The organism is Bradyrhizobium sp. UFLA05-108 (assembly GCF_059803455.1).
The window spans coordinates 1-22,822 of the sequence record NZ_JBANAZ010000059.1 but is presented as its reverse complement, the minus strand read 5'-3'; the positions used below and the strand labels follow the sequence as shown (position 1 = coordinate 22,822).

Genomic DNA, 22,822 nt, shown 5'->3' with positions numbered 1-22,822 from the left:
AAAGTCGCTAGGCGATCTTCATAACTGACAGGTGGGTCGGCTTGGCGAATTGTGCCCTTGCTTGGCTCAGGTTCATTTCAGCGCCGTGCTGGACCTTTTGGAACGACTTTTCGGCTCCACGCAGCTTGTCCGACACCGATTTTTGTTCATCTAGGCCCGATAGCAGGTCAACCAGAATCTGGTCTACCTCTTCCGGCTGCAACTCAATCAATCCAGTCGCCCCCGTATAGAGTCGTTCAATCTGAATAGCGCCGCCCCCAGCCCTGAGATAATCAGCGAGGTAGTACGGGTTCACCTTGCTCTTATCTGCACGGATAATGGTGACATGGCCGTCGGCAATTGCCGGCCATTTGGAGTCATAGACGCACGCCTTGCCAAGGGTGCCGCTCCCGGTGGAAGCCAACAGGACATCGCCTTTCTGCAAATGGACGGCTCCCATTTCGTCATAAACCGCTTTTTCGACGTAATCACCCTCAAGCAAGAGGTCGCCAAATTTCGTGATGTTGCTTCCAGCCTTCACAACGAGGGCGTAGCCGTCCTTTTCGTCAACGTAGGTCTCTGCTTTCGGACTTCTGCCTCGCCTGGTCTGGATCGTATTGAGGCTCTTGATCGAAGCCGCACCAGACTTGGCTAGGGTTTCGATCTTGTTGCACGTATCAGGTTCCCAATACTTCAGGTCCAGTCGGAAGGCGTCGCCTTCCTTGAACCTCTGAGAGTCAACATCGAATGCGTGCCAATCGCTGGAGCTGCGCTGTGATCCAGCAGAGGTATTCATTGCCCCTGCTTCAATGGAGGACAGCAGCGCATCAAAATCGAATCCCCGGATCGGTTCGCCGGAACCGACGTAGCCAAGGCCATCCAAGGCAACAAAGGTGACCGGATAACTGTTTTCCAAGTCAACATCATCATGATCATAGCGCTGAAGCAGCACGATACTAGACCTGACATTGATTTTGTTGGGCTTGAACGTTTCCTCTGGCAATCGGACCACCGCGCGGACTCTGGTCTTTTGAAAGATCAGCCGCCGCAGTTCTCGACCAGAGGCTGTATTAAGCAGCCCGTCATCGATCACAGTGCAAATGTCTCCATCGGGGACAGTGCACGCAATCATCTTTTGAAGAAACAAAGGCTGCGTGGTCGTGGCATGAATGTCGTACTGAGTCCAATCGCCTTCTGCGAAAGCGTCGCTCTCCGATGCGCCAAACGGCGGATTCGTGATGATCAAATCGCAGTTTGGACTATCCTTGTTCCAAATGACGGAGTCCGACGCAAGACTGTTTTCCGGTTGAATGTTGGTGTGACCATCGCCAGCGACGATCATATTCATCTTGGCTGCGCACGCAACGCCTTCATTTGCATCGGCCCCAAAGAACGTTTCGCGCATCAGTTTGAGGCAAATCCTATCATGCGCTTTCTTGGTAAGCTTCTTGCTCCACAGGTCAATGCTTGCCCGCGCCAGCGCGTCTTGCATGAGATAGACAAGAAATCCGCCCGTGCCGCACGCAGGGTCAAGGACCTTGGTCGATGATCCGCTTCGGACCGAATTGTAAATCTTGTCACGTCCAACAAGAACGCTCATGAGCCGCACCACTGGGCGCGGGGTAAAGTACTGCCCCAGCTTTTTGCCCTTCAAGGTCGCCCGAACAAAGTACTCGAAGGCTGCGCCCTTAGAATCGAGACTGCTGTCACAAAACGACACGCCAGATAGCTGTTGGACGATATAGCGGAAGGTTCGGGCCTTCTTCAGATGGATCGGTACTCCTAGGACTTCTCCATATGATGTCTCTTTCCGAATCTGTCTGATCATCTTCTCTATGGCGTCCCGCACCTGATCGGACTCCGATTCAGGCCGCGCGGCCAGTACATGAAAGCGGTATGAGTACGGCAGTTTGAAATCGTCAACGTCCGCTTTTTCCTCCAGCAATTTCAAGAAGAGCAGTTTAGAAAAATCATCAAACGCATGCTCTTCGTTCTTTTCGATTTTACGAATTGCATTGTGACAGCGTGCGAACAAAGCGTTTAGTTGCTTCAAGGGCAGACCTGGCCGAAATGGCAAGCTGCTGTCCTTGCCCAGCGGCACTGCCAATGCATTCGGATCGGCTTTCAGAGCGCTGATGACAATTTTTAGCTGCTCCTTGTTTGGAATCTTGCCGATCAGTTTTCCATCCCATTTGATTGGCTTTCCATTCTCAGAATTGAATGCCCGAACGTCTTGGCCATTCGTCACGATCACGAATGGGACCTTCTGAGCCCTTCCATAATCGACTGCCTGCTTGGCGTCTGCAGCGGTGAGTGCTCGGGTTGATCGCTTCGCTTCGATCAAGAAAAGCGGCCGGGGCTTTCCGCAGGTAACCAGCAGGTCGATATATCCCTTCGTGTATCTCTCGGGATGCGTCGTTGCGGCTTCAAAATCGACATCGGTTTCGATGTCGTAACCGCGACGACGAAGATAGGGCAGAATCCGTTTTACTACCGTATCGGTTTCAGAGTGCAGCTTCATTTTTGTTACAACGGGCCGCGCATAGCCTTGCAGCGTAAGCACCGCCACCAATACGAGGAGAGAAGCGCCGGTGAGGTGCGATCCGAGCCCGATAGACCAAACGACAAGATTATGAGGACGTTGGCCGAAAGGAACAGGACGAGCGCAAGCGGCGCGAGATATTGCCTATCATCCGTTATTCCGGAAGTTATCGCGCCTCGCCCACCAAACACCAGACGCGCGCCGACGATACCAACGTGGCCGCTGGCACCGGGAAGACACAAACGATCGCAATAATATTGACTATGCTCATCATGGACTTTCGCAACCTACACTTGATCAACCTTAGCATGCGAGTCGACCCGCATTTCAACCGCGCGCCATATACACGATCGGATGAGCAGATTTCCTTCGAAATCCAATATCGAGGCGCTGCAAACATGCAAAATGCGTGCGAGCCCGTATCTTGCGCGGTCTGCAGTTCGGCCTTATCGAGGCGGACCGTCGAAAGATTGGGCCAAAATCAAAAAGCGGCGGCGCCATGCTTTCAATCACGTGAAGGAATCCTGAAAGGGGACTTGCGCTCTTTGAGAAGTTGCGGGATGCGAGTTTAAGGATCAGCGGCTTGGGCGCCGGTCCTACAATTGCTCGAACAAATCGGGAGCGACATGGGTCAAAGCATCCCGCTGGTTTGTCAAGATTGGACTAACACGAAGGCCGCCTATCGTTATTTCTCCAACGAATGGGTCAGCTCGGTCGCCACCTCGAGGCGACGCGCGGGCGCAAGAAGTGCGCGGATGATGCGTCTGCGCGTGACTTGTCGGCTAAGCTCGACGGTCCAGAATACATGGTGCCCGATACCCTGGGATCGACGGCCGCCGTATTGCCGAGATTTCCCTGGTGACGTCGAGGCGAGAAAGTGGAACTGCCGTCCGGTACACCGACAAGCGCGTGCCGCGCAATCGGTCCGTAGGTCGGTGGCGACCTGGAAGGTTTTGCACGATGATCGAGCGATCACTGGATTTTTGGTGTGTCTGCTGCTCATTCAGAGGAATGTCTTTCCTTTTTTCTTGCCACCATTGACAACTTTCTTTCGCCTTCCATAGGAAGCGACGACGCCGGATGTGGGGCAGTCGACGGATCGGAGTTAAGATGAGCCATACTTCGGAACCACTCGTCGAGCGTGTCGCTATTCCAGCGCTGCAGCGGTGGAAGGCGGAGGGGCGGCGTATCGTAATGACCACCGCTTACGATGCGGTGACGGCACGCATTGCCGACCCCGTCGTCGATGTCATCCTTGTCGGGGACAGCGTTGGCAACGTCTGCCTCGGATTCGACAACACACTGCCGGTCAGCATGGCGATGATGAATCATCATCTGGAGGCCGTGGCGCGGACAAGGCCTCACGCCTTGCTTATAGCCGACATGCCCTTTCTTAGCTTTCACCTCGGTCCTGAGGAGGCCATCCGCAACGCTGGAGGTTTCCTGCAACGTGGGGCCGACGCGGTGAAGCTTGAGGGTGGGGCCAAGCGTGCCGAAATCGTACGTGCTTTGGTGGATTGTGAGATTCCGGTGATGGGCCATCTCGGCCTGACGCCGCAGAGCGTCAATGTTATGGGTGGTTTCAAGGTGCAGGGTCGGAAGGCCGATGATGCCTTACGTCTGCTCGACGACGCTTACCGTCTGCAGGAGGCCGGATGCTTCGCTCTGGTCCTGGAAGGGATCCCGGCGGAGCTCGCCGCCCGAACGACCGAGGTCCTGGCGATACCGACGATTGGAATCGGGGCTGGTCCCAGTTGTTCGGGTCAGGTACTTGTGTTTCATGACGTGCTAGGCCTAACCGAAGGCCGTCGGCCAAAATTCGTTCGTACCTATGTCGAGGGTTTTTGGCTGTTGCAGGAGCCGCTGTCACACTGGGCCGCAGACGTCCGCAACGGCGTGTTCCCGACGCCCCAAGAATCCTATCGGCTTCCCGACGGCTTGAGCGCGGCGATCTCAAGCTGGACGCCCCCCCAATCCAACCTGATGTAAAGCTCAAACATGCAAACAATTACGACGGTCGCTGAGCTTCGTACCGCCCTCGCAAAAGCTCGTGACAAACGGGTCGGCTTCGTGCCGACAATGGGTTATCTGCACGACGGCCACCTGGCATTGGTCGAGGCGAGCCGTGCGCAATGCGCCATCACGGTCGTAAGCATCTTCGTTAATCCCACCCAGTTCGGGCCGAACGAAGATCTCGGCACCTATCCGCGTGCTTTTCTGCGGGATGAGAAGCTGTGCCGTGATGCCGGCGTGACCATTCTTTTTGCTCCGGATGCAGGGGAGGTCTATCCGGCCCAGTTTGAGACCTTCATCGATCCCGGCGAACTATCAAAACCCTTGTGCGGATCTTTCAGGCCTGGGCACTTTCGCGGTGTCGCGACAGTCGTCTGCAAGCTGTTCAACATGGTGCGGCCGGATATCGCATTTTTTGGGCAGAAGGATTTCCAGCAATGCTCGGTCGTCCGTCGCATGGCAGTTGATCTCAATCTCCCCGTCGAGATTGTCACAGTGCCAACCGTTCGCGAGCCGGACAGGCTCGCCATGAGTAGCCGCAATCGCTATCTCAATAAAGACGAGCGCCGGCGGGCTCTTGCGATCAGTCGCGGACTATTCGCGGCGGAGGCCGAATTCCATGCAGGTGAGCGCGAATGCGAGAAGCTTATCACGATCGCCAGGCGGCATTTGGATGAGGTCGATCGGCTACAGTACCTTGAGCTGGTCGATGCCGACACGCTTGAGCCGGCCTCCAGTCCCTTGATTAATCCTGCGGCTCTGTGCGCTGCGGCCTACGTCGGCTCGACGCGGCTGATCGATAACGTAATCCTCAAGGCGGACGAGAGCACGTAGTACGGGCGATCGGGCTTGGCGACGATATCGCGGCTCCACGATTCTGGGCGGTAAGGCGCGCTCGCGGCGCGCGATGCTCACTGCTGAGCATGAGTGCGAGCCTCACGATATCAAGCACATAACGAAACAGGCGAAGTGGGTGGCATACTTTCTCTCTCTCGCCCGATGGCGCGGGCCAGCGGCTGCAAGAAGATATGAAGGGTGTGAATATCCCTCGCGTCACGCCTTCCGATTCGTGTCGTGTAGTAGTTTTGCGGTGATTGGCCCGCAACTGCGCAGTTGCTGTACCTTGATTTAACGAAACGCAGATAAGACCAAGTTTGATCTGCCGTGTCGTCCGCCTTCGCAAGGAACGCTGAGGGCCTCAGGCTAAGCCAGCCACAGAGTGCAACACATCGGCCGGTCCGGGTGTCCATGCTGATTTGAACAGTTCGAGACCACCGGGCGTCGGATTGCTGCGCTTTGAGAGTGCGAAGGCGGGCCAGATGCAAGTTGTCGATCGATCTCGCTAAATTTCGTCGAAAATTGCCGATGGGGTGCAGGATTTAGGCTCAAGTCCGCTACTGATTGCACTAATCAAGATCGAACGACGCTTATAGTTAGCAACATCGGCGAAGCCCTCCAATAGAGCGGTTACTGCGTCAAATCGGTGCGCAATCAAGCGATGGCGCACGGTGTCCCGTACACGCAGGAAGGTTGGCGCCGGCCGAAATCGCGCGTGGTTTGCGCGCGTAGTGCTGCGCCGAAGGAAATGCCGGGCGCGAGGCTATCCACGTAACGCCGATAGGAGGCAAGAATGCAAGACTGCTCCCATAATTCGGGGCATGGCACAGCAAGGTGCTGTGCGATCTGCGGTGGAAGGTTCGGTCTGATCCGCTACTACTGTTGGCGAACGGCTCTGTGTTCCAAGAAGTGCGTCGACCGTTTCAGGGTGCGGCGGGAGGGCGATCATAGATGGCTGTCCTGGCTGCGAGCGGCCTAGCCCCATCGAGATCGGCAGGACATGCCATGTGGTCTGCGGTTGCCCCGAGATCGGCGGGACTTCGAATACAGGGATCGCTGACAAGTCCGGGCTGGATGAACACACTTACGGGCCATGCTATGAAATTCATCCTCGTGAATCACAGGACCCCGCACGGCAACAGAACCTGCAGCGGATGTGCTCGGTCCTTAGGTCCAGGTTATGTGCGAGACGTGATAACGGGAGGAGGATATTGCGGGTACGACTGCTATCGACGTCGTCACCTGACAGCCATCGCCTTCCCTTACCTGACAGCCCGGGACTTCTTTAGGCACGATACGCAAGCTCTCGTTCCTGTTGGATTCGAGGCCTTGCTGAGTGCAGCTTCATGCTGGCTTAAGGTCGGCCTCACCACAATGTCATGGATTAATACGGTGGCGCGTCCCGGCGAGCCCTCCAAGTCTGAAAGATCTCCATTGGCTTAACCTCGCAGTGGTGTGGACCGCGCGGGACTTGCGATGGTGTGTGCGGATTGAGCTGATGGGAGCTTGCGTGATGACGAGGACGGCGACCAGGCGTCGCTCTGGCAAGACGTCCACGGCATTGCGATCCTCACTTGGTTTGAACCACGCGTTGCCCCGAAGCGGCTCTTACGTGGCAAGCGCCGTCTTTCCTTCTTTTCGACGACATAAATGACGTGTATGAATTTGTATCCGCAACGTCAGCGGGTTCTTTTGCATTTCCATTTCAATGAGGATTTCCATGAAGAGACGTTTCTGGATCGCTTTGGGCTGTGCAGTGCTCTTGGGCGGGCCCGCCAACGCCTGGAATAACTTCGGACACATGGAGGCAGCTGCGCTGGCCTGGAGTCAGCTGACGCCCGCCGCCAAGCAGGAAGCCACGCGCCTACTCAAACTCAATCCTCAATACGATGGCTGGATCCAGGGCGTGCCGGCAAGCCAGCGTGACCAAATCGCGTTCGTCAAGGCGGCGACGTGGCCGGACCAGATCAAATCGCTCAGTGACTACCACAACGACGGCGACAGAAACGGCGATGTTGCGCCGCAGACGCCCGAAGCTTCGCAGAACATCGGCTATGCAGATCACTTCCGACACAAGTACTGGCACTTCATTGACGAGCCGTTTTCGACGGATGGTACCCCCTTGCAGCACCCGCAATCGCCCAACGCACAAACTGAGGTTGCCATCTTCAAGAGCACGCTTGCGGATAAGACGGCACCGGACGACGTGCGCTCATACGATCTTTCCTGGCTGCTGCATCTGGTCGGTGACCTGCATCAACCGTTGCATGCGACCTCCCGCTTTACGCACGCCGAGCAAGACGGCGACGCTGGAGGGAACGACGTAAAGATCAAGTGCACCAAGTGTGGAAGCGCCAGAGAGCTCCACGCGTTCTGGGACGGGCTCTTGGGACCGACCAGCGCGCCACCACAGGATGCGATCGACGCCGCGGCGGCTCTTCGTACGGTCGATAGCGGTTCGACGGATGAAAACGATTGGATCCAGGAGAGCTTCGAGATCGCCAAGCAGTCGGTGTACGCGCCGCCGATCCGTGGCGGCGATGGCCCGTACAAGCTCACGCAGGCTTATCAGTCGAGGGCCCACAGGATCGCGAACCAGCGGATTGCGCTCGCCGGCGCTAGGATCGCGGCGATCCTCAACGACGCATTCAAATGAGCGTCCGTCTGGGTGCTCATCTTAAGTTGTTGCACACGACGGCCAAGCATCCCAACAGTAAAGGTTCGATGGGCGAGCATCACGGCTAGACGTTTTTCGAGTTCACAGCAGCTCGCCGTATCGCTTCGCGTGAGAACAGGCATGCCAAGACGCAGTGTGCTTCCATTGAGATTCATGCCAGCGCCTTCGGGAGAATAGAAGGCGCGAACGAAAAATCGCCGCCTTCCTATTATTTAGCAGCATTGGCCGCTCGCGTTGAGCGGGGCCGCCGCTTCTGGAGGCGGCGGCCCCTTGCCGCGAAGGCGCCGGTTACGCGAGACATCGGCACGTCCGCGACCGCCACCAAAATGGGCGCGGTTCATGTAGGGCGACAAGGAGCTTTGCTCGTTAGTCTTACTAATCAAGGTTTCCGCAATGCGATGCTGCGTGGTGCTGCGGGATCCGATATATTAGCAAATTCAGGGTATTCGTTTATTTGAGAGATAGATGTCGCATTCAGTTGAGTTGATCGTCAACGGCTATGTCAAGCTGAACGACCGTGGCGCGCTGGAGAGCCTTCTTGCGCATCGGCAGGGGTTGCTGAAGCAACTAAAGAGCGTCAGCGGCATCGATCCAAGACAAGTCGTCGCGCAAGTAAGCCAAGAAATCGCAGTCATTGAAGCGGGACTTGCGACGATCGCGCCAGAGTGACGCGCAGGCGGCCGCTCAGCATAGACGAGCAAATTGGTGTCGGCTCTGTCGCCATGGCTTTCCCGCCATGCAGGCTGATCCGGGGGGCTGGCGCGAGCCGGGTGATCCAGAGGCACGAGCTACGGCGGATCACGAGTAGTATCGGTAACGGTGCGCCGCAATGACTTCGTCTGCGAGCCAATTGCTCATGTGGTGCCGGCTCGCGCGCGAAGGCCTCCCGAGCGGGATTCTCGGCAACGATCCGCAACGTCTCTTCGAATGTCAAACGGCACCCAACACCCGTCCGTACAATATCCAGCCGAGAAGCATTCGAAATAGGCTTGTAGCTGGGCGTTCGCCAACGGGTTGGATACAAGCACCAGCATCAAGCCCGGCGGGTAGTCAGTTCGTTTTCTTGATGGAGAAACGCCAGGCCACGATCATCACCCCCGATCGTTGGACATCCTCGGCCTTGCGCTTGACTGACCTGCGTTGGCTTGTCACCCGCGCTCCGCGACTTGCGAGATGGCAAGATGGTGCAGCTCGTTCAGGGCGATGTGCGGTACTCAATAGGAAGCGAAACGATCCACGCCCGTGCGGGAGGCCGCGTGTTTGGTCCCTTCGATGCGGTTCGTCACGTCGTCGCTGGTCTGCCACACCAAGCGGTCATCGAGGTCCTCTTCGATCACCCCGGCTGCGTATAACTGATCGAGCAGGTCGGCGACTGCAAGGACGCTCGTTCCGTCAGTCGTGACCCGCATAACCAGCTCCGACGCGGTGCAATTGCCGTACGCGATTTGATGGCCAACGGAAGTTGGCGCGACATCGTCGAGCACGTGGTGTTCCATGTTGCGCGAGCGCAGATGGAAGGAGCGGTTTCCTGCTTTGTATTGCAGGTCCCTGCGGAATCGGATCGGTAAGTCGGGGGCTGGGCTCTCGAGCATATGCTGGTCGATCATTCTCTGCAGTCCCTCCCGGAACTCGTCAGGCGTCCTGAAGAAGCGTTCACCGACGATTCGGTACCCGAGAGGCCAGCGTTCGCTACCCGGCACCGGCGTCACCAGTCGTAAACGTCCCTGGGGCATATTTACCAGGAAGCCAGAAGCACAGGCGATCGTCGTGTGGTCGCGCTCCAGCAAGGCGATTGCATCATCCCTGTTGGCGCCCCTGAGCTTCTCCTTTCGCTCGCGCGCCCGCCCGGTGAGAGCCTTTGCGATCGGCGCCTCCTTGCCTTGCAGGATAAGTTCGACACCCATCAGCTCCTCAGACGAAAACGCTGTGTGAATCTGATTGAGATGTCTTGTGCTCAACACGGAAAAACGATTCGTCGTAGTACCGTGCAGGTTGAAAAGCTCGAGCACGCGCCTCGTGAGTGTCTCATCTTTGAGCGGCGCGGCCGTCGTTGTTTGCGGTAATGCGCCCGTGATCTGATAGTAGTCGAACAGAAAGCGGTCGTAGTGTGGGTTATCCATAGGATCTGTGGCCCAGTAGCAGAAGCCAGTACGGGCTGCCGAACCAAACATCTCGCTCGTAGCGCCAACCACGCCACGCCAAAGCTCTGCTTGTTCTTTGCTATACTCGTAATAGCCTTTGAAGCGGTCGGCCGAGAGGCCACAGAACCAGCAGCCGACGCTGCAGCCTTCGCTCAGCTCGAAAGCGATAATGGGGTGCGTAAACGACGGCGCCGATCTGCCCAATTCGTCATCGCAGCGCCGGATTTGGCGTTCGCGCCAGGCATGAAAGCGCGGGTTGATTGTCGACATCTCGCCTCTGTTGCGCAGAAAGTCCCGATGGCGCAACATCTCGCGGGTATACTCGTCCCACATCATAGCCAGCGGCCACGGGGCAGAATCCGTCTTGAAGCGGTATTTCAGGTGGTCAGCGCGCCAGAGCGGCAGTATTTCCATCGGGTCAACTTCGATGCCGTAGCGTTCTGTTACCGTTCGAGGCGCATCGACGTTCTCCGAAAGCGCGCTGCGGAACTCCATATCGCCGGCAAGCCGCTCCATGAAGCGCTTGGCGTGTGACAACGTGCGCCATTGCTCGGGGGTGCGGCGGTCGAAAAACTGTCGGCAGTGTTCGCCCTGACGGTGCTGGTGAGCCGTCGCCGCATTTTGGAGGACTGATGGCATGTTCTCCCCATGACGAAGTTTGCTTTCATGTTCTCTGCGCGCTCGGCTTCAACCGAGCCAACGCGGCGAGAGCTAAAACTTACGTCACTCTACGACCACAATAACAACGACAACGACGAGAACGACCGCGGCGAAGCTCGGGGCCATTTCCGGGACTTGCACGGTGTTCATCGGTACGACCGTGGAGCTAGCCAACGCAGTGCTCTGTACAAGGCTCGTCGACGTCGCAACGCTCGAACCATGCTTTCGTCCTGCAAGCGCGTCGAACTTCTGAGTTGTGTACTCCTCTCGGCTAGGCAATGGGATGCAACTTTTCACCTCATCAAGCGTGATGTTGTAGCCGAGGCGGTTTCCCATCGCCACAATCGGTGCAAGTCCCGTGGCGCACGGTTTGAGGTTTTCAAGCAGACGACCGTTTTGCCCTAGATCGTCGACGAATCTCTCTACGTCAGTTTGCGACACAGCTAATCTCCGCGCGCCTTTTCCTAATGTTGCCTACCCATCCCTGCTGCCCTTACAAGCGATGACGTCGTAAACAAAGCAAGCGGCGTGCCGGCCTAGAATATTCTGCGCGGGTCGTTTGGTCGTACGTATTGTCAACTTGCAGACATGTTGTCTCCAACCCCACAATCGGGTTCCTCTAAAAATTGGCAAACCGAAGTTCTTCGCTCAGCAATTCTACGTGGTCGGCAGCGCAGTTGCGGATCCCGCCAGTCGTTTTCCTTCCGGGACATAGGGCGATCCGCGCCGCTCGAATCGGTATCGCTTCGGCCGATGCCTGGGGCCGCACGGTCAACGTAAAGCGACAGTCCGATCCTGTCATGCCAAGGCTCTTGGACAGATCGCCGCAGCGGTCTGGGAGGATGTAAAACCGGTAGCGCGAGGATCGCGTTTCAAGCTGTCCTGCCCGTGCACATCATGCTTTGCATATCGCGGCGCATGTCGGTATGGCGTGTTCCGACCCAATCCCTGACGCAGCCCGGAATCGGGATCATCCCCGTCAGAGAGGCTCAGGATCTGCAGCGCCTCACTGCAGACCAGAGACTGAAGAAGTACCGGGCGGCGGCCGCTGGGTAATACCGAGAAAATTGATTACGAAGCGCTAAGGAAAGGCGGCCACGATCCGGGGCCAACATTGCTAAAAAGCCAGGAGCACACATTCAAGATCGTGGTGGGGATTTTCGCCTCGGTTTCTCATTCGTTCGTTTGCTGAGGCCGATCGAGAAGATCAAGCGCAGTACCTATCTGCTCGAGCTGACGCTCAATGTTCTCGCGCTGCTCTTCGTCTTGGGTGGAATCAAGTTGCTCAATAAGCTTCTGCTTTCGGACCAGCAGATTTTTAATGACCGTCGTCATCTGATCTCCGTTACAGCTCGCGATCCATCGGCGATGCCTCTTTTTCCTCACCTTTGATCCAGCGCGTCCGCCGGCCGCGGTAGGAACCGTCGCGATGCTGAGAGACCACTTCGACAGGTTGGGCGGCGTTCAGGGCTCATGGTCGCTGCTAAAGCCGGCAGCTGCGCCGCAAGCAAACCGTAGAGAGGGCGACCTGACCATAGTGTACAGATAAGAACGACACTATTTGCTTAAAGAGGGTGGAGGCGTCTCCTTTGTGCGCGTTGGCAATGTCGGATACTCGATCTTGGGTAGACGCCCGTTCAGTGAATTGAGAAACGCGACAATATCGTTCTGCTCCTTCTCGCTGAGCTTGGCGCCGAGCTGGACTTCACTCATAACTTCTACGGCTTCCTTGAGAGTCCAAACCTGACCCGAATGGAAATAGGGCGCCCGCAAGGCAACGTTGCGCAAGGGGGCGACACGAAATACGTATTCGTCACTGGGCGCCTTAGTGACTGCGAACCGTCCCTTGTCGGCGGCGGGAAGCAGTTTGTTATCGGGCTTTTCGATGACACCAAATGGGAAAAAATCCTGTCCCCCAATATTGATTCCGTTATGACAGGAGGCGCATCCTTTGTCCATGAACAGCTTCAATCCGTTCTTTTGCTGATCATCCAGAGCCTTGGCATCGCCGTTTAAGTACCGATCGAACGGAGCCGCCGGTGTCGTGAGGGTCGCTTCAAAGGCCTCAAGCGCTTTGGCGAAATTGTCGAAAGTAACCGGCGGTGTATCATCCGGGAACGCCAGTCTGAACAGATCGACATAGTCCTTCATCGAGTTCAACGTGTTCAACACGTGATCCGCCGTCGCATTCATTTCGACGCTTGCCTGAACGGGCCCTTTGGCCTGTGCCTTGAGATCCGGCGCGCGTCCGTCCCAGAATTGAGCGACATTAAACACGGCATTGTACACGGTTGGCGCCCGACGCACTCCCTTTTGCCAGGCGTGACCGACCGAGGTTGGGCCGGCATCGACCCCACCGGTGCCAAGATTGTGGCAGGTGTTGCAGCTAATGATCCCGCTGGCCGAAAGGCGAGGGTCGAAAAATAGCATTTTGCCGAGCGCTGCTTTCGCGACTGTGACAGGATTGTCCTTGACCGCGGGGATAGCCGAGGGGATGGGTTTGAAAATTCGTCTCGCCGCCGTCATTAAATCGTCGTTCGCAATAGCATGAGATGAGACGAGCGCTAGAACGATAGCAATAGACACCTTGCGCATGAGACTTCCGGTTTCTTCGAGGCCGCTACCGAGCAACACGTCTTCGGAAGGGCATCCAATAAGTTCGCCGGTTATCATGCAGAAACTGAGCCAAGCCTCACGAGCGAATGGATAGGTGCTCTCCTGCTCGACGTCGGCTTCGCGACATGTTGGCAGCAGCCCGACACAGGGCGCTCGGCCTCGAACGAAGCGTATCGGTTTGTCGCTATTTTCGAAGGCGCAAAGCACTTCTCTAACGGCACGCCAATTGCACAATACCTTGACATCGCGGGCCACCTTTGGATGCCAGGACAGCTAGGCGCGGCCCACCAGACGTCGCCGCGATCATGAGGTGCGTGCCGAAGAAGCTGCAGGAGCTACGAGCGCCGCCTCGGCGAGGCGCTATTCCGTAACCAGCTGCGCGGCAGGTTGTTGCCTGACGGCGGATAGCAACCCAGGTTTCACGGTCTTCCTTTAACGGCCAATCCGACAATTCTCGAGGATAACCATGAGGTATATATTTCGACACTGGTCCGGAGTGCTCTTGTGCGCTGCGGTGTCGTTGTTCGCTGTTGCAAGCGTGCACGCGCAGGGGCGCCTCATCGAGCCAGCCTCGCGCGTCGTGCTCTGCGCCGAACACAGAAATAAGGACTGTCCAATTAATTTGTGGAGGGCAAACGTGATGGAGAACGGCAAGTTCTTCCCCGCCTTGGAGGGAGGACTGCTAGACCCGATCGCGCCGACTGATGTGCAGAACGCGGCGCCGCCAAGGGACGGCGTTATCGCAGGCAGCAGCGTACGCGGCGATGTGCCTTTGCTCGATGAGCAGACCCCGACGCGCTGGGAAAAAGTTCGGTTACGCCCCGGCGCAAAACAGAAGTTCAGGTGGGAATACAGCGCGGCTCACCTGACACGGCGTTGGAACTACTTCATCACACGGGTGGGCTGGGATTCGTCCTCTCCACTTGCTCGTAGCCAATTCGAAGTGAAGCCATTCTGCACAATCCAGAATCACGGCCAGCCGTTTTGGGATCCGAACGCCAACCTGATGCCCAAGGGGCCCACTGTGCATACGTGCGACCTGCCAAAGCGCACCGGCTATCATGTTATTTTGGCGGTCTGGGAAATCGCCAACAGCCCAATGGCGTTCTATCAAATCGTTGATGCGACGTTTGAGGAACACTAGGCGCGTCGAGCGCCGGCCGCTCCGATTGACGGCGAGGCGGTGTTGCCGCCGAAATCCCGCACTTGGCCGATTTGCACCGATCCACCACAGACAGCCTTTTCCAGCAAGGGAATCGCTGGATAAGCTGATTGCTTTCGACTGTTGAGGGGAGATGCGCAGGGGCGTCCAAAATATGTGTACCGACTAGTTCTATTTACTTCCGTCATGGCGCACGCTAAATCGCATTATGGGCAACGTAATATTTTCCAGGAGGCCCTTTTTCGAACTGCTGAGGCGAATGAATGCAGATGGGACAGAAGGGCAAGACTCCGCAGAAGGCGGTCCGCGCTGGTCGCCCTCCGAAGGAGTTGGCTGCCGAGGTGGACGAGCGCATCCTCAATGCCGCGCGTGAGCTGTTCCTGGCACGTGGACTGGCCGGGGTCAGCGTCGGGGAGATTGCGCGCCTTGCTCGTGCCAGCAAGGGAACGATCTATGCACGTTTTTCAACAAAAGAGGCGCTGTTCGCTGCAATCGCGATGCGCAACGCGCAGAAGGTGCGGGAAGGATACGAAAGCGCGGTGCCATCGGGCGACACGCCCGAGGAGCGATTGATGGTTCTCGGGAGCGAGATACTCAAGCATGTCCTGGCCGCAGATAGTGTCGATTTCCTTCGTCTTGCGGCGACCGAAGCGCGCCGTTTCCCCGATCTGGCCAAGGTAGAGCGAATGATGCGCGAACGCGGCATTCATCACACGGCTGGCGTCTTGGAGGACGTGACTGGCTCGAAGCATGGCAAGGCGTACGCCGCCTTCGCTCCGGAACGCCTGACCAAGACGGCCCAGTTCTTCCTGGATCTCGTCGTCGCACCGCTCGTGATGCGGGCGGTGTTCGGCGAAGATCCCAAACGGCTTAGGGCGCAGATTCGTGGCCATGTGGCGGAGAGGGTTTCGTTCTTCCTCGCGGCCTGCCGCGCCAATGAGCCCGGTCAATAGCAATCCACGCCGTCCGGCTTTTGCGGGAATTCGCCCCGGGTTCGAGTCCACTTCTATTCTGTCGCACTCTTGGCTCTCGCGAGGCCATACGCCCGCACGCACCAAGCGGCGGAGCCCGAACGCTAGCGTGCGCGAGTCGGCGGCTTGGCGCCAGTCTTGCTCTTGATTCCCAATCTTTGTGGTTTGCGGGGGCTGACGCCGCCCGGCAGTCAAGGCGCCGGATGTGACACTCCGAGCAAAGCCGGATTTGGACTTGTGGGAGGAATGATGCGGCGATCAAAGAATAGTACCTCGCGGTACGGTTAGTTGACAGGTTGGCGCAATATCGGTACCGAACCGTACGGTTCTATTGTTGGTCAGGAGAGAATGTCGTTTTTCGCTAATCACGTACCTTTGGTGGCAGCACGGCGCGGCGAAAGGAGCGTGATTGCCAGGCATCCCGTCACATTTCGGCTCGGATGCTTGCGCTATTTGGCGGGCGTCGTCGCGCCTGCCTTATTGCTCGCCTCTTGCGCGGTCGGACCGAACTTCGTTGCGCCCGAAGCCCCGGCTGTCGAGCGCTACACGCGGGAGCCTCACGTGGCCGCGACGGACAGCACCAAAACGCTCGGCGGCAATTCGCAGTCCTTCTCGCCAGGGGAGGACATCTCAGGCCTCTGGTGGACACTCTTTCGTTCGCGCAAGCTCACGGCATTCGTTGAAGAGGCTGTTCGGAACCATCCCGATATTCAGTCTGCCGAATTTGCCCTCCGCGTCGCCCGCGAGACTGTGCTTGCCGAACAGGGGGCCTTGTTTCCGCAAGTAACTGGGACCGGGTCGGCAGCACGCGAGCAGGGGCCGCTCTACAAGCTCTTCAATACGTCGGTCGGCGTCTCCTATGCGCTCGATATCTGGGGCGGCACACGCCGGCAGGTCGAGGCGCTCGAGGCGCAGGCCGACTACCAGGCGTTCAAGCTGGAGGCGACCTACCTGGCGCTCACCTCAAACGTGATCACGGCAGCGATCACCGACGCCTCGCTGCGGGACCAGATCTCAGCGACTGAAGAGATCGTCAAGGCAGAGACGGATCAGCTGGCGCGTATCCAGCATCAGTTCGAGATCGGCGCGGTCTCCAAGTCCGATGTGCTGTCCCAGGAATCGACGCTTGCGCAGGCCAAGGCGACGCTGCCCCCGCTTCAGAAGCAGCTCGCGCAGCAGCGCAATCAGTTGATGGCCTATCTTGGGCGGCTGCCGAGCGAAGATCGCGGCGAGCATGTCATGCTTGCCGAACTGCGTTTGCCTGGACGGCTTCCAATATCCTTGCCTTCGGAGCTCGTCCGCCAGCGTCCGGACATCCGTCAGGCCGAGGCGACGCTGCATCAGGCGACCGCGACCGTCGGTGTCGGTGTCGCGAACCTTTTGCCGCAGATCACGCTGTCCGGCAGCTACGGTGCAAGCGGAGCGGGCAAGCTGTTTTCGCCGGGGACGATCGTCTGGGATGCGACCTCCACCATCACGCAGAAGGTGATCGACGGCGGCACGCTCTATCATAGCAAGGAGGCCGACGTGGCGCTCTTCGAACAGGATATGGCGGCCTATAAGAGCACTGTGATCACCGCGTTCCAGAACGTTGCGGACTCGCTGCGCGCGATCCAGTACGACGCCGCGACGCTGAAGGCGCAGGCCGAAGCGGAGAGGGCTGCATCCGACAGCCTTTCGATGTCGATTGAGCAATTCAAGACCGGCGCAGTCCCCTACGCCAACATCATCACGGCTCAGCAATCCTATCTAAACGCGCGGATATCGCGCATCAAGGCGCAGGCGGCGCGCTTCGCCGACACCGCGGCCCTGTTCCAGTCGCTTGGCGGCGGTTGGTGGAACAGGGCCGACCAGGCCGCCTATGCCTTGCCTCGCGCTAATCCCGGTTATTTCGCCGGCCCCAACCGCTCAACCCAGGAAGCAGTGCGATGACCAAGCGCATGACGATCATGCTGGCCGTTATGGCCGTCCTGTTCGGCGGCCTCTACGGATTCCAGATCTTCAAGGACACCATGATCCGGAAGGCGATTGGGGCCATGACGAACCCGCTGCAGACCGTCTCTACGGTGGTTGCTACGACCAAGCCATGGCGATCCGCCCTTTCTTCTGTCGGTTCCCTCCGCGCCGTAAACGGCGCCGATCTGGCGCTGCAGGCTTCCGGAATCGTGCAGAGTATCCAGTTCAGTTCCGGAAACGAGGTGGCGGAAGGCCAGCCGCTGCTGCAGCTGGTCGCGACCGACGACGTCGCCAAGTTGCAATCGCTGCAGGCGACCGCCGAGAACTACGCGATTGTGGTCAAGCGCGACGAGGAGCAGATCAAGTTCAACGCCGTCAGTCAGGCCACGCTCGACAGTGACAAGGCCAATCTGAAGAACGCCAGAGCCCTGGTCGAACAGCAGAAGGCCATCGTCGAGCAGAAGACGCTCAAGGCGCCATTTGCCGGGCGGCTCGGGATTCGAGCCGTCGATATCGGCCAGTTTTTAAGCGCCGGGACGACCATCGTAACCTTGCAGAGCCTCGATCCGATCTACGTCGATTTCTTTCTGCCGCAGCAGGCGCTGGCCTCGATCGTCATCGGCCAGGATGTCACCGCGACCGTGGATGCCTTCCCCGGCGAACGCTTCTGGGGCCAGATCTCGGCGATCAACGCCAAGGTCGATAGCGCCAGCCGCAACATTCAGGTCCGGGCGACCATTGCAAACAACCCGGCGCGGCTCCTCCCCGGCATGTTCGCCAAGGTGGAGATCGAAGTCGGCAAGCCAGAGGAGATCGTCACCGTTCCGCTCACGTCGATCGTCAACAACGCCTACGGCGACCTGGTCTATCTCGTGGACAATGTGCACGACGGGCAGGGCGCCGCGCGGCAGATGTTCGTCAAAACCAAGCCGGCGAAGGGCGACCGCATCGCCGTGACCGACGGCATCAAGCCCGGCGAGACCGTCGTGATCGCGGGCCAGATCAAGCTTCGCAATGGCAGCCCGGTGAGGATCGACAATTCCCACGTTCCGCTGACCGAGGCGGCGCCGACAATCGTCGACCAGTGAACGCGGCACGAGCAGTAAGAGCCGATACGATGCGCTTCACGGACATCTTCATCCGTCGCCCGGTGCTGGCCCTTGTGGTCAGCGCGCTGATCCTGTTCCTCGGACTGCGGTCGATGACCTCGTTGTCGATCCTGCAGTATCCGCGTACCCAGAACGCGATCGTTACCGTGACAACAGCCTATGCCGGCGCGGATTCCGACATCATCACCGGCTTCATCACCACGCCGCTGGAGAACGCGATCGCCCAGGCCAACGGCATCGACTACATGAATTCCAGCAGCACCACCGGCTCCAGCACCATCACGGTGAACCTGCGGTTGAACTACGATTCCGGCAGGGCGATGACGGAGATCAATGCCAAGGTCAATTCCGTCCTCAACCAGCTTCCGGCCGGCACCCAGCAGCCCACGCTGACGCTGAAGGTGGGCCAGACCATCGATGCGATGTACATCGGGTTTGCGAGCGATGTGCTCGCTCCCAACCAGATCACCGACTACCTGACCCGGGTCGTGCAGCCCAAGCTGCAGGCCGTGCCGGGCGTCCAGACGGCAGAGTTGATCGGCGGCAAAAAGTTTGCCCTGCGTGCCTGGCTCGACGCCGATAAGCTTGGCGCCTATGGCCTGACGGCGAGCGACGTCTCCACCGCGATGTCCGGGAACGATTATATCGCCGGCCTCGGTTCGACGCGGGGACGGCTCGTTCAGGTTGATCTCTCGGCCACGACCAACCTCCATTCGCTCGAGCAGTACCGCAACCTCGTCATCAAGCATGTGAACGGCGCGATTGTCCGACTGAAGGACGTTGCCAACGTGACGCTCGGCAACGACGACTATGACAGCTCGGCCAAGTTCAACGGCAAGACGGCGGTCTACCTCGGCATCCAGGTGGCGCCGACCGCGAACCTGCTCGAGGTCATTAAGGGGGTGAAGAGGGTCCTTCCCGACATCAGCGCGAACCTGCCGAACGGCATCACCAGCGAGATTCTCTATGATTCGACGGAGTTCGTGAACAGCTCGATCGATGAGGTCGTCCGTTCGCTGGTCGAGGCGGTTGTCATCGTGACTCTTGTCGTCTTCCTCTTCCTCGGCTCGTGGCGGTCGGTACTGATCCCGGTGATCGCGATCCCTCTGTCGCTGATCGGCACCTTCACACTCATGTTGTTGATGGGATTCTCGATCAATCTCCTGACGCTGCTGGCCCTGGTACTCGCGATCGGGCTCGTCGTCGATGACGCCATCATCGTCGTCGAGAGCGTCCACCGCCTGATCGATCAGGGTACGCCGCCCGTCGAGGCGGCGATCCAATCGGCCCGCGCGCTCGGTAGCCCTATCATCGCAATGACGGTGGTCCTGATCGCGGTGTACGTTCCGGTCGGCTTCCAGGGTGGTCTCACGGGCGCTCTGTTCACAGAATTCGCCTTCACGTTGGCCGGGGCGGTCACCGTCTCGGCGGTCATCGCGCTAACCCTGTCGCCCATGAACTGTGCCTGGCTGCTGCGCCGGACCGAGCGGGATGCTACGAATTGGGAGGCGCGCCTGGTACGCAGGATCGATCACGCGCTGGAGTGGCTGACTGCTGCTTATCGCCGCCGCCTCGAATCCATTTTTGCCACCAAGGCCGTCGTGGTGGTCTTCGCGCTGCTGCTGCTCGCCAGCATTCCCTGGCTCTATGCGAATTCGAAGAGCGAACTGGCGCCCGAGGAGGATCAAGGGGTGATCCTTACAATGACCAATTCGGCGCCCTCGGCCACTCATGAGCAACGCCAGTTCTACGAGCAACAGCTCTACGACCTCGTTGCAAAGCGTCCTGAAACGGGGGTTGTCTTCCAGATCGACACGCCCGCGCAGGCTATCGCCGGCTGGGTGCTCAAGCCGTGGGACAAGCGTACTGTGTCCACCGGTACACTTCAGTTCGAATTCCAGGAGCTGCTGAACGGCATCGCGGGCACGCGTTCGGTGGCGTTCCAGCCGCCGCCGCTGCCGGGCAGCAACGGCCTGCCGATCCAGTTCGTCATTGGCACGACGGGCTCGTTCAGCGAGCTCGACGAGGTTGCTCGGAACTTCATGGCGGAGGTGGTCAAGACCGGGCAGTTCATCTTCCTCGACGACGACCTCAAGATCGACAAGCCGAAGAGCACCGTCGTGTTCGACCGCGACAAGGCCGGCGATCTCGGGCTGAAGATGAGCGACCTTGGTGGCGCGCTCGCGACCATGCTGGGTGGCAATTACGTCGAGTATTTCAGCCTGGATGGCCGCTCCTACAAGGTGATCGCGCAGGTCCGGCAGAACGACCGCCTCACCGCCGAGCAACTACTGAGCTACCAGATCCGCACCAGCAACAACACAATGGTGCCGCTGGCGACGGTCGCCCACCTCGAGAATAAAGCCGCTCCGCAGGCGCTCAACCATTTCCAGCAGATCAACGCCGCGACCATTTCCGGCGTGGCGATGCCGGGCGTTTCCATGGGGGATGCGCTCGCGACCCTGAAGGCTCTCGCCAAATCCCTTCCAGCGGGCTACTCGACCGACTTTGCAGGCGCCTCCCGCCAGCTCGAGCAGGAATCGGGCGGCTTCGTCACCATGTTCCTGTTCGCGCTGATCATCATCTATCTTTCGCTTTCCGCGCTGTTCAATAGCTTCCTGGATCCCCTCATCATCCTGATATCGGTACCGATGTCGCTCGCCGGCGCACTGATCTTCATCAGCGTTGGCATCGGCGGCGCAAGTATCAACATCTACACTCAAGTCGGGCTCGTCACCCTGATGGGTCTCGTCAGCAAGCACGGGATCTTGATGGTGGAGGTGGCGAACGAGTTGCGCGCCGAGGGCAGGAGCCGCACGGAGGCCATCATCGAGGCGGCGACGATCAGGCTGCGGCCCATTCTCATGACGACAGCGGCCATGGTGCTGGGCGTGCTGCCGCTTGTCACGGCAAGCGGCGCCGGCGCGGTTTCCCGCTACAACATGGGCCTTGTGATCGCCACGGGCCTATCGATCGGAACGCTCTTCACCCTGTTCGTGGTGCCGGTCGCCTACTCGCTCATCGCCCTTCGCGGGCGGGAGGGCACAGCAGAGGCTTCGAATTGAAGCATTCTGGTCCGGTTGTGCGCCGGAGAGCTGCTGAGACGAATAAGGGGTCCAGCCTGGCATTTGGGTGCTCATCGAGATGCCTGCAGGTTAATGCGTTGTGCTGCCGGGCTTACTTGAGATTTGGCGTCGACATGGAAGGGGGACCCGGGACCCGGTGCTCGTTACCGGCTTGGTGTCCGCCGCTGGCAGATGCCGTGGTTGATGTCTGGCAGCTCCACGATCACGGCTATAGACGCAGCAACTGGGCGGACCTGCGATCTCGTGATGTGTCCCCGGCTCCGTACCGACGCCGATGATCATTTGTACCTCTTCTAATCGATCAAAGCCCGCGCTCTTTCCGACCCCCCGCATGCGGCCCGGCGGGAAAGAGCTGGGGCAGGACGCCATCCCTTGCCGTCGGCGCATGGATTTCCCCTCCACCAGCAATTGGTGACGCACGTGTTCGTCGTAGGCGACAAGCACCTCGATTCGGGTGTGCTTTTGGCGTCAATGGCAGCCTGATCCGTGAAGTCGTCCGCCAGCCGTCCCGTCATGCTACAAGCTGATCCATAGCCCGCAGCGCGACGGTGTTGGCCTGCAAACGGAAGTCATCAGACCACCGTCTTAGGCCGCAATGGCGCAACTTCGCGGTCGCGCTCGTGCGACCAGATCAAATTACTGCCGTCGGCCCTAATCCGACCGGTACGCAGCGCCCCCTCTTGTGAATGCATGCAGCGGTTGCAACTTTTGCGGTCTGGTTGCTGGCCACGAATGGAGAGATCGAGGGCGATGATTGTCGCACCGAACGGCTACGACTGCTGCTGTTGCTGGTGCTTGCTGACGATGACGAATCCGGCGGCGACCGACAAAGAGGCGTTCCGAGCGAGGGATGGCGAGCTTTCGGTCGATAAGGCTTAACGGAAGCTTGTCCTGCACGCCGGCTAAGGACATCGAGACCCCGTGCTCGCCGACGAGGAAGGGCTTCTGCGGAAGACATCCCAAGAGTACGGTGCATTGATTCGCCAGAAGCGTAAGGCTCTAGCAGGCTGTTGAAAAAGGCGCTCGCCGCCGACCGGCGACCATGATTCATTGGCTCCGACGAGATTCGGAGA

15 protein-coding genes are annotated in these 22,822 nt (G+C 58.7%); 10 read left to right on the top strand and 5 right to left on the bottom strand.

Features of this window, described 5'->3' with window-relative positions:
• Positions 1-7: 7 nt before the first annotated feature.
• A complete protein-coding gene (locus SO140_RS33380; protein ID WP_498543656.1) occupies positions 8-2,500 on the bottom strand; it encodes an N-6 DNA methylase in 2,493 nt (830 codons plus the stop codon).
• Between the two features lie 647 nt (positions 2,501-3,147).
• Here SO140_RS33380 and SO140_RS33375 point away from each other — a divergent pair.
• From SO140_RS33375 to SO140_RS33355, 5 genes are all read left to right on the top strand, one after another.
• Positions 3,148-3,585 carry a transposase DNA-binding-containing protein gene (locus SO140_RS33375; protein WP_498543655.1) on the top strand — a complete coding sequence of 146 codons (438 nt, stop codon included), beginning with the start codon at positions 3,148-3,150 and terminating at the stop codon, positions 3,583-3,585.
• 46 nt (positions 3,586-3,631) lie between these two features.
• Positions 3,632-4,510: a 3-methyl-2-oxobutanoate hydroxymethyltransferase gene (gene panB, locus SO140_RS33370; RefSeq protein ID WP_498543654.1), complete on the top strand. Its 879-nt coding sequence runs from the start codon at positions 3,632-3,634 to the stop codon at positions 4,508-4,510.
• Between the two features lie 9 nt (positions 4,511-4,519).
• Positions 4,520-5,368, top strand: a complete 849-nt coding sequence (panC, locus tag SO140_RS33365; RefSeq protein ID WP_498543653.1) for a pantoate--beta-alanine ligase — start codon at positions 4,520-4,522, stop codon at positions 5,366-5,368.
• Between the two features lie 1,723 nt (positions 5,369-7,091).
• Entirely contained in the window at positions 7,092-8,027 is a 936-nt protein-coding gene (locus tag SO140_RS33360) for a S1/P1 nuclease (protein ID WP_498543652.1), read from the top strand.
• A gap of 504 nt (positions 8,028-8,531) precedes the next feature.
• On the top strand, positions 8,532-8,717 hold the full coding sequence (locus SO140_RS33355) for a hypothetical protein (protein WP_498543651.1): 186 nt from the start codon (positions 8,532-8,534) through the stop codon (positions 8,715-8,717).
• Positions 8,718-9,262: 545 nt separating this feature from the next.
• Here SO140_RS33355 and SO140_RS33350 read toward each other — a convergent pair.
• The 4 genes from SO140_RS33350 to SO140_RS33335 form a co-directional block, all read right to left on the bottom strand.
• Entirely contained in the window at positions 9,263-10,828 is a 1,566-nt protein-coding gene (locus SO140_RS33350) for a radical SAM family RiPP maturation amino acid epimerase (protein WP_498543650.1), read from the bottom strand.
• Positions 10,829-10,912: 84 nt separating this feature from the next.
• The gene (locus SO140_RS33345) at positions 10,913-11,290 is read right to left on the bottom strand and encodes a Nif11-like leader peptide family natural product precursor (RefSeq protein WP_498543649.1); all 378 of its coding nucleotides are present in this window, start codon (positions 11,288-11,290) and stop codon (positions 10,913-10,915) included.
• Between the two features lie 732 nt (positions 11,291-12,022).
• Positions 12,023-12,184 (bottom strand): hypothetical protein, encoded by a 162-nt coding sequence (locus SO140_RS33340; protein WP_449380716.1) that lies wholly within the window; start codon positions 12,182-12,184, stop codon positions 12,023-12,025.
• Between the two features lie 222 nt (positions 12,185-12,406).
• Positions 12,407-13,444, bottom strand: a complete 1,038-nt coding sequence (locus SO140_RS33335) for a cytochrome-c peroxidase (RefSeq protein WP_498543681.1) — start codon at positions 13,442-13,444, stop codon at positions 12,407-12,409.
• A 487-nt stretch (positions 13,445-13,931) separates the two neighbouring features.
• On the opposite strand from SO140_RS33335, the gene SO140_RS33330 reads away from it, so the two are divergent.
• From SO140_RS33330 to SO140_RS33310, 5 genes are all read left to right on the top strand, one after another.
• A complete protein-coding gene (locus SO140_RS33330) occupies positions 13,932-14,609 on the top strand; it encodes a lytic polysaccharide monooxygenase (RefSeq protein WP_498543648.1) in 678 nt (225 codons plus the stop codon).
• Between the two features lie 359 nt (positions 14,610-14,968).
• Positions 14,969-15,580, top strand: a complete 612-nt coding sequence (locus SO140_RS33325) for a TetR/AcrR family transcriptional regulator (protein WP_498543647.1) — start codon at positions 14,969-14,971, stop codon at positions 15,578-15,580.
• A 462-nt stretch (positions 15,581-16,042) separates the two neighbouring features.
• Positions 16,043-17,530 (top strand): efflux transporter outer membrane subunit, encoded by a 1,488-nt coding sequence (locus tag SO140_RS33320; RefSeq protein ID WP_498543680.1) that lies wholly within the window; start codon positions 16,043-16,045, stop codon positions 17,528-17,530.
• On the top strand, positions 17,527-18,642 hold the full coding sequence (locus SO140_RS33315; protein WP_498543646.1) for an efflux RND transporter periplasmic adaptor subunit: 1,116 nt from the start codon (positions 17,527-17,529) through the stop codon (positions 18,640-18,642). Before SO140_RS33320 ends, SO140_RS33315 begins: the two co-directional genes overlap by 4 nt.
• 29 nt (positions 18,643-18,671) lie before the next feature.
• A complete protein-coding gene (locus tag SO140_RS33310) occupies positions 18,672-21,728 on the top strand; it encodes an efflux RND transporter permease subunit (RefSeq protein ID WP_498543645.1) in 3,057 nt (1,018 codons plus the stop codon).
• Positions 21,729-22,822: the final 1,094 nt, after the last annotated feature.